This is a genomic window from Photobacterium proteolyticum (assembly GCF_001939735.1).
Classification (GTDB): Bacteria; Pseudomonadota; Gammaproteobacteria; order Enterobacterales; family Vibrionaceae; genus Photobacterium; species Photobacterium proteolyticum.
The window spans coordinates 1-7,791 of record NZ_MJIL01000057.1 but is presented as its reverse complement, the minus strand read 5'-3'; the positions used below and the strand labels follow the sequence as shown (position 1 = coordinate 7,791).

The 7,791-nt window shown below is 45.0% G+C and carries 6 protein-coding genes and 2 pseudogenes; 6 read left to right on the top strand and 2 right to left on the bottom strand.

The features are described from left to right. The 4 genes and pseudogenes from BIT28_RS30355 to BIT28_RS08970 form a co-directional block, all read left to right on the top strand. A pseudogene (locus tag BIT28_RS30355) lies at window positions 1–1,416 on the top strand (putative Na+/H+ antiporter); the annotation flags it as partial. Window positions 1,417–1,451: 35 nt separating this feature from the next. Continuing rightward, a pseudogene (locus BIT28_RS30350) lies at window positions 1,452–1,701 on the top strand (putative Na+/H+ antiporter); the annotation flags it as partial. A 1-nt stretch (window position 1,702) separates the two neighbouring features. Beyond that, on the top strand, window positions 1,703–1,868 hold a 166-nt coding region (locus BIT28_RS30345), incomplete at its 5' end, for a putative Na+/H+ antiporter (RefSeq protein ID WP_425439629.1). A gap of 345 nt (window positions 1,869–2,213) precedes the next feature. Further along, on the top strand, window positions 2,214–2,810 hold the full coding sequence (locus tag BIT28_RS08970; RefSeq protein ID WP_075763244.1) for a tyrosine-type recombinase/integrase: 597 nt from the start codon (window positions 2,214–2,216) through the stop codon (window positions 2,808–2,810). A gap of 484 nt (window positions 2,811–3,294) precedes the next feature. Here the strand turns inward: BIT28_RS08970 and BIT28_RS08965 are convergent, their stop codons facing one another. Next, complete coding sequence (locus BIT28_RS08965) at window positions 3,295–3,510, bottom strand: hypothetical protein (protein ID WP_075763247.1); 216 nt, start codon at window positions 3,508–3,510, stop codon at window positions 3,295–3,297. A 440-nt stretch (window positions 3,511–3,950) separates the two neighbouring features. On the opposite strand from BIT28_RS08965, the gene BIT28_RS08960 reads away from it, so the two are divergent. After that, window positions 3,951–5,831 carry a methyl-accepting chemotaxis protein gene (locus BIT28_RS08960; RefSeq protein ID WP_075763243.1) on the top strand — a complete coding sequence of 627 codons (1,881 nt, stop codon included), beginning with the start codon at window positions 3,951–3,953 and terminating at the stop codon, window positions 5,829–5,831. 90 nt (window positions 5,832–5,921) lie between these two features. Then, window positions 5,922–6,500, top strand: a complete 579-nt coding sequence (locus tag BIT28_RS08955; RefSeq protein WP_075763242.1) for a DUF2913 family protein — start codon at window positions 5,922–5,924, stop codon at window positions 6,498–6,500. Between the two features lie 505 nt (window positions 6,501–7,005). Here the strand turns inward: BIT28_RS08955 and BIT28_RS08950 are convergent. Further along, window positions 7,006–7,530, bottom strand: a complete 525-nt coding sequence (locus tag BIT28_RS08950) for a cysteine hydrolase family protein (protein ID WP_075763241.1) — start codon at window positions 7,528–7,530, stop codon at window positions 7,006–7,008. Window positions 7,531–7,791: the final 261 nt, after the last annotated feature.

The following is a 7,791-nucleotide window of genomic DNA, read 5'->3' as shown; positions in this document are numbered from 1 at the left end:
ACCTTTCTCTGCAGCAAATTTACAGCAGTGGCCCGTGGCCTTGAACATCAGCATGAACTGAAGAAGGAAAAAGGTGAACTTCCCAGGTCATCGGTTTCACACTGGGCCCGCCTGATGCGCTTTCTGGGAGAGGTCGAAGTGGTTTTCGGCCTGTGGGCGGTGCTGCTGCTGATCACTGTAGTGTTCTTCTTCAACTGGCCTACTGCAGTCGATTACGTCAGTCACAAGGTTAACTACACGGAGGCCATATTTGTCTTCGTGATCATGGTGCTCGCTTCTACCCGGCCGATCCTGAAGCTGGCGGAAGCTTCCTTGCAACAGGTTGCGGACTTGCTCGGCAGCTCGCTCAAGTCGTGGTGGATGTCGATCCTCACCCTCGGACCCATTCTCGGTTCTTTCATTACCGAGCCTGCGGCGATGACCATTTCGGCGCTTTTGCTCAGCCGCAGATTCTATTCGCTCAATCCCAGCGACAGCTTGAAATATGCAACACTGGGCTTACTGTTCGTCAACATATCAGTGGGGGGTACGCTCACCCATTTTGCCGCGCCCCCCGTGTTGATGGTGACGGGGCCGTGGGGCTGGGACACCGCGTTCATGTTCAGTCACTTCGGTTGGAAGGCGCTCTTGGGCATTCTCATCTCGAATGCGCTGTTCCTGATGATATTTCGAAAGGAACTGTCGCAACTTGAAGAATCCTTCGCAATCGGTCGTCTCCGTCAGGACATTCTCACACAATACTTCTCACGGGAGGAGATGGAGTCGGAACTCTCTGCCGTGGCCAAAGAAACCGGTGAACTGAAAGAGGTCAATGAACGGATCAGGCTGTTGCTGGAAAAATACGCTCAGAGGGTAGAGGGGCAACTCAAGGAGCGCTACCTCAAGAGTCTATCTGGCAGGGCTATCGACGTGGGTCTGGCAAAGAGCGCGTTCGCTGAGCAATTTTCAGCGGTCAAGCTGACCCGGCTGCAGCGTGAGGTCCCTATGGCGCTTCCCAAGTCGCAGCGAGCGCCGTTCCAGGATCCGAACTGGGATCAGCGCGAAGACACCGTTCCCCCTTGGATTACCATCGTGCACGTGCTATTTATGGGCTGGACCATTGTCAATGCGCACCATCCTGCCCTTTTCTTGCCGGGATTGCTGTTCTTCCTGGGTTTTTCCGTTGTCACGGCCAATTATCAGAATACCATCAATCTGGTGCCGCCGCTGCTCGTGGGCTTCTTTCTCGGCGGGTTGGTCACGCTTGGCGGCGTGCAGGGGTGGTGGATCGAACCCGTGCTGGGAGGTCTGGGGGAAACTCCCCTCATGCTCATCTCTACGGTGCTCACTGCCTTCAACGATAACGCGGCGATAACTTATCTGGCCACTCTGGTTCCGGAGTTCACTCCGCAGCTGAAATACGCCGTGCTCACTGGTNACCCGTGCTGGGAGGTCTGGGGGAAACTCCCCTCATGCTCATCTCTACGGTGCTCACTGCCTTCAACGATAACGCGGCGATAACTTATCTGGCCACTCTGGTTCCGGAGTTCACTCCGCAGCTGAAATACGCCGTGCTCACTGGTGCCGTCACAGGTGGAGGGCTGACCGTGATTGCCAATGCACCGAATCCGGCTGGTCAGTCGATACTCAAGGACTGCTTCAAATACGGGGTTTCGCCGCTGGGACTCCTGAAGGGCGCACTGATTCCGACACTTATTATGTNTGCCGTCACAGGTGGAGGGCTGACCGTGATTGCCAATGCACCGAATCCGGCTGGTCAGTCGATACTCAAGGACTGCTTCAAAGACGGGGTTTCGCCGCTGGGACTCCTGAAGGGCGCACTGATTCCGACACTTATTATGTTCTTTATCTTCGTCGTATTGCGTTGAAAGAATGACCTGCTCGTCCATCACCTGGACTACGCCTTAAACCTTTAGTCTGCAGGGTTCATCTGGCTCATTCGATTGAGTCGGGCGATGTGACTTACCCAGAAGACTTTTCTAGACTTTCAGCTACTTGGTCGAAGTTTTTACTGACTAGTTAGCACCAGGGACGATCATAGCGTTCGGCGATGGGTTGTTAGGTAAGAGTATTTTGCGATATTTGAGTTAATTCATTATTTGCTAAATTAGCAATATCATTGACACGCTTTTGTCCATGACTGTCCTGCCTAGGACGTCATGCTCGCTTTCCTAAAATCCTAGTTGGCCAATAACACTCGAAAGGAGGTCAACATGAGGAAGCAATCATCAGGGGCATGTAGCGGCATAAAAAGGCCATTCAAACTAGAAGAAATCTGGCGAATCAGAACTCGATTAGAACTTGAAAATGACTTGATGCAGCTTGCGCTACTTAATCTGGCCATTGATAGTAAACTGAGATCAAGCGATTTACTAAAACTTCATGTATACGATGTTTCATCTCAAGGAGTGATTTATGAGAGGGTGCAATGCGTACAGCAGAAAACTGGTACTGATGTGCATTACGAGATCACGCCCAGAACGCAGCAAAGTATCAGTCGATGGATTTTTTCAGCATCTCTAGAAGCAAGCAGTTACCTTTTCCCAAGTGCTCGTCGAAAGGGGCAACATATAAGCTACTCGTTTTATCGTTCAATTATCAGGAATTGGGCAAGCAAACTGGGGTTGAATGCAGATTATTATGGAACGCACTCCATGCGTCGCACTAAAGCCACATTAATCTACGCTAGGACAAAGAACATCAGGGCTGTGCAACTCTTGTTGGGTCATTCTAAGTTAGATAACACTATTCGTTACCTTGGCGTTGAGTTGGAAGACGCTCTGAGGCTTTCAGAACAAACCGACTGCTAGAGGTGGCAATTCAGGCTTTTCAATGTGCTGAAAAGCCTGTGCCCATTCTTAGTTAGAGCCAAAGCTTCATACTCATGCCCCAAAAGCGTTACAAGTATTCTTGTCATTAATAGTGAATAGTTTAATTNTCGGGCGATGTGACTTACCCAGAAGACTTTTCTAGACTTTCAGCTACTTGGTCGAAGTTTTTACTGACTAGTTAGCACCAGGAACGATCATAGCGTTCGGCGATGGGTTGTTAGGTAAGAGTATTTTGCGATATTTGAGTTAATTCATTATTTGCTAAATTAGCAATATCATTGACATGCTTTTGTCCAGAGGCGTGTTAAAGCTGAGCTAACTCAGATGAGCCCCAAAATGTACAAGACTTAAAGTGGTATTTATGGGGGATGTGACTCGATAGAACCAAAACGCTTAGCAAGTAGTGCGGTGTCGTAACGAAGAACGCCTCCTCATGGGAGACGTTTCTATCTTCATTTCCGCGTTAAGCTGGATCTTGTAAATACGGCTTATCGGTTACAACAAAGGGCTTAAACTCAGTGTGTGTAATACGTGTTTTGTCCAACTTGTTCTTTGCTGTCCATTGAGTGTTATCTCTTAGGTACTTTCTGTTGTATTCAGATTTCGATTTACCAACTAGCCCTAAATGATAATTCATTTCATGATCTTCGCTAAAGTTCACGTAATCCCAATCGTTCATCGGAAAAACCTCTTTTAAGTTATGCAACATTGCATGTATGCATATATGGGCATTAAGAAAGGTTTTCAAGGGGGACGAAAGAAGGATATGCCCCATTCCTAGTTTGCGCAACAGAATGGTTGTCTCTCCTCGTCAGAAGTTTGCCTGACTTTTCCTTATGACAGGCCGAACTCTGGTAATGAATGGTTTTTCCCAGAACCTTTCATTTTTCTTCAGGTATAGCCCCGGCCCAATTGTGCATGTTTATGCCATTGGTCACAAAGTTAAGGGTTGATCACACCCACGCTTATCTCTGATATAAAGAAACCTCCAAACTGACCGAAATCAATGGAATAAGCTTCGTTTTGGCTAAACTTCAAATTTTTATTGTTAATCTTGTCATTAGGCTGATTGGGGCAAAACATTATTATGATAAATAACTGGTTGTGTGAGTGGTGTTTATGAACGAATTTAAGGTAAGAATTTCAGGAACAATTGGGGCAATTATTGCGATTATAGTTGTCACTCTAATAACGATTAGCTTCTTTTCCTTCAAAGAGGAAAGTGTTGAGCTAAGCAAACAGGTATTGCACGAGAAAAATGCCACTATTGAGGAAAATCTATCTCAAAAAGTAAATGGCTATAGAAGCGTCCTCTCAGGGGTTAAAGCCAGTAAAGCCGATATAACTGCTGATGGACTTTCTGACAAGGCGATTACCCAGCTAGAGATGCTTTATCGGACTCAAACTCAGTTTATAGAAGGCGCTTACATTATTGATATTGAGGGCGGTATCTATAATGTTAAGGGAGAGAAACTAGGTTTTAATGTCAGAGACTTAGGGCGTTCTTACTACAAGGCAGTTTTCAACGAAGGTAAGACATTCTTCTTTTCTGCACCGTTTGTCTCCGCCGTAACCAATAAAGAAATTGTTGTAATGGCGTACAAAATTGATAGTAACGTTGCGGTCATTACATCTGTGTATTTGGATTCGCTACTAGAAGCGGTGGCAGACCGTAAAGATATCTTCTTGTATGCAGAAGATGGCACCATCTTAGTTGCGCCATATGCAGAAATGCGAGGCAAAAACATTTACCAAGAGCGTCCTCTTTATAAAGGCTTTAGCGCTAGTAACCCAGAGTTACACTATAGTGCGGTAGTGAATGGCGATGACATTGCGTTCACTGCATTTTGGACAGAGTTAGATATTACTGGCTGGAAATTTGTCAGCTTTATCAAGGACTCTCAAATCGAGAAGGGTGCAGACGCCCAACTTATCACCTCTGCTATTGTAGGTGCGGTGAGTTTGTTGATTGCATTAGTTATATTGCTGACAACTGTCGATAGACTGGTACTAAAGCCTGTAGGCGGTACGCCAAATGAGATTGCTGGTTTGATGGAGCAGATGGCAGGTGGCGATTTTACCCAGCGCATTAACCAGTCAGGGACAGAAACGGGAATTTACCTGTCACTCATGAAACTGTCTAACCAACTTTCAGAGCTAATCAAAAATACTCATGGTATCTCAGAGAGTGTATCGTCTGCTTCGGAAGAGCTTAACGTGATTATGAACGATACAAAGTCGAATGCACAGGAAGAACTTTCTCAAGTGGAGCAGATTTCCACTGCCATCAATGAGCTTTCATCCACTTCTCAAGAGGTCAGTCAGCAAGCAGTAGCTGCAGAAGAGGAAGCTAAGAAAGCCAAAGAGAATGTTGAATCTGGGAAGCAAACGCTAGAGAAAAACATTACCTTGACAGGCTCTATTGATTCCTCAGTGAATGAGAGTGCAAGTATTGTCGATGAACTTCGGCAGTTTGCCATTGAAATTGGCTCGGTGACAGAGGTCATCAACTCGATTTCAGAGCAAACCAACCTGCTTGCGCTAAATGCCGCTATAGAGGCAGCAAGAGCGGGCGAACACGGACGCGGTTTTGCAGTGGTTGCAGATGAGGTGAGGAGCCTCGCTTCCAAAACGCAGGAATCAACCGTTAGTATCCAAGAAATCATTGAAAAGCTGCAAAAACAATCAGAGCGAGCGCAAAATAATATGGTTCAAAACGTTGAACTAATTGAGCAATCGGTTCAACTCGCCGACAGTGTAAAGGCCTCATTTGAGGATATATCTACTTCGGTTGAGTCCATCTCAGAGATAAACACACTAGTTGCCACTGCCGCTCAGGAGCAATTTAATGTGACGGAAGATATCTCGAAAAACACAACCTTGGCATTTGACCTCGTTCAACAAAACGTTTCAGGCATTGATGAAACCCTTCAAGCATCATCTGAATTAGCTAAGTTAGCAGAGACGCAGAAGAGCGAACTAGACTTCTTCAAGGTATAGGTGTGCTGTTCTAAAAGAAACGTAAGTGTCAGGGAGTGTCTCTGATGCTTACATTTTTGTTTTTGAGTAAGTAAAAAATGACAAAGAACGATGTCGAATTTCAAGTATGAGCGACTACTATCAATCACGATAGATAATGCGTTGTTACACCTTTGGATCACAGTGGCAAGCTCAGGGTGTTATGTTCCTAGAGGAGTCCGTAATCAGATATTGGTGAGATGGTTTAAGCCCAAAATCAAGCAAGCCAAGTACAAACTCATTAAGAAAGAGCTAAAGTCGATTTTTTTGGCAGGGAAAGCTAGTGGTAGCTTGCTTGAAGAACGTCTTTGTGAATTACGAGAGTTATCTCAGAGCTATAGGGGAAGACTCAACGATATGCACAAGCTTCACTATCTACTTGAGCATCTTCGTGAGGAGCACGGGATTAGAGCTGACTTAAGTGAAGGGATTGTCGAGTATCAACCAAATACCCTGTATGTTTCGCAGAAAAAGCTAGAGCAATGTTTCTCAGATGATAAACGTCAATTAAAGCCCATATTGGCTATGCTGTCAGAGATAAACATGGATAGTTTTGTACAAATTGTTCAAAGCTTCGGCTTTCACAAAGTGGAGGGAAGGAATAATACGCCGCACGGAGTGCCTTTCGCTTACCTCCATTCAATTGACTAAATGCGCATGATTGTTATGCCACGCTTGCATTTTTAGCGCATAAAATAGCGGTTTAAATGCATATGTGAAATCGTTATTTTAAGATTATTGTGAACGAAATTGTCCATTTCCGTGCAAATCGACCACCGCTGACAATGGGGGGCTTTGAGGTTTAGGGATACGCAAGTTATTCAGGGGGAGCTAAATTAGAACAGTTACTGACTCATTTCTTTCCAGCTTCGTGCCAACCTCTTCATCTGGCACGATTATGCCCCTTTCCGAGTTTGCGCAACAGAACACTGGTAAGCCCCTCCAGATAATAGCCAGATTTTTACTAATGGCAGACCGCGAAACACTGATGAGCGGAATCTCCCCAAAGTGAGCAGAACACTATGTGTACTCTGCTAGTTAGACTTTGAATGGGTATGCAATCAAACTCAAGGCATTCGAGTGATACGAAGAAAATGCCAATCAGGTTTCTGACTGGCATTCTGCTTTGAAGATTGCTACATGAAACGATAGTGAATTATGCGAATACGTTTTCAATACTCAGCATTTCGATGCCGCGAACCTGCATCGAATCTACCGCTAATGCATGAGCAATAGGATCAACTGTACAACAACACTCCTCAATGATTTTCGGGTTGTATTTTGCTGCTGCTGGAGATAGCGCTGTATGAGTCACACAATTGTGAGTCATCATGCCAGTTAATAGAATCTCTTCAACTCCCATATCTTGTAATAGCTCTTCAAGGTTTGTTTTCTCAAAACAGTCAGCATGACGCTTAATAATTACAGGAGAGCTAGGAGCTGCTGCCATGATATCTTTATGGATTTCAGCACCTTCCGAGTCGTCATAAAAGAACAGGCCTTCGCCTAATTCTGGTGATACGAGGTGTTGAACATGGATGATCGGAATGTTCTTCTCGCTCGCAATCGCCATAGCTTCTAAGTTTTTTGCAGTTGTGAGTTTAGGTTGATAAAGAGGATATTTACCGTCTTCGAAGTAGTCATTTTGGATGTCAATTACAATTAGTGCTTGTTTAGTCATGTTTTTTCCTCTAGGTGTCTCGTTTTGATGTGCTCATTATGTTCAATTTGAATTCTCATAACGAGAGTCTAAAATGACACATTAGAAGGCAAATGCGACAATGCTCTTAAGATGGAAAAAATTGAAATTGCAATCATTAACTACCCAACAGCTAGTCAATCTGCGGTATACGGATTTGCTGATGCGTATTCCGGCGATTGTGATCTAGGATTCCGTTTTTTTTCGATCACCTTTTTACCCTCTTTTTCTCTACCCTTATTT